Annotated in this window: 2 protein-coding genes; both read left to right on the top strand. The window is 62.8% G+C overall.

The window, feature by feature from the left end:
• On the top strand, nt 1–456 hold a 456-nt coding region (locus NS184_RS18035; RefSeq protein WP_206556303.1), incomplete at its 5' end, for a hypothetical protein.
• Nucleotides 453–658: hypothetical protein (locus tag NS184_RS16735; protein ID WP_152998297.1), on the top strand; the 206-nt coding region annotated here is incomplete at its 3' end. The genes NS184_RS18035 and NS184_RS16735, both read left to right, overlap by 4 nt.

Raw genomic sequence — 658 nt, forward strand, 5'->3', positions numbered from 1 at the left:
GGTCAGCACCACGAAGAGCACGCACGGCAAGACGGTCGGCGTCTATGGCTACGTGGAGGTCGCAGTATGAAGGCGCGGCCGTCCGGCACGCAAGCGGACCTGTTCGAGAAGTACTTCCCCGGTGAGTCGTACACGACGTCGTTTGAGCCGTCACCTGAGCAGCGTGTTGCGATGACTCGTCATGCACAGTCGTATGCGCGTGACGGTGACGAGTTGAAGTCGTTCTTGATGGCGTTCGGGCTGATGGCGTACGACAGCCCAGATGGCAAGGCAACTGGCGGTCCGGGTGCACGCCGCAAACCTGGCAACGCTGACCTGTCTTCCACGCATTGCAAGAACGACCACCCGCGTGTCCAGTTCAGCCGTATCGGTGGTGACGGCTATTGGCGGTGCTTGGCGTGCGAGCGCGCGTCGAAGAGCCGTCAGCGGGCGAATAGGAAGCAGCAGGCCGCATGACCACGCAGCTGCCGTTCCGTATGTCCCGTCACGCGTTGGACCGGGCGTTGGAGATGGATGTGGCCGGCGATGAGATCCGCGCCTGCTACGACCGGCCGGAAGACGTGATTTGGAGCAGGAAGTACGGACTGTTCTGGTTCGTCCGTGGCCGCATCACCCTGTCCGTCAGCGAAGACCGCACAACCGTCGTCACCGTCCTCTG

The organism is Curtobacterium luteum (assembly GCF_001475545.1).
In the GTDB taxonomy this organism is placed as follows: Bacteria; Actinomycetota; Actinomycetes; order Actinomycetales; family Microbacteriaceae; genus Curtobacterium; species Curtobacterium luteum_A.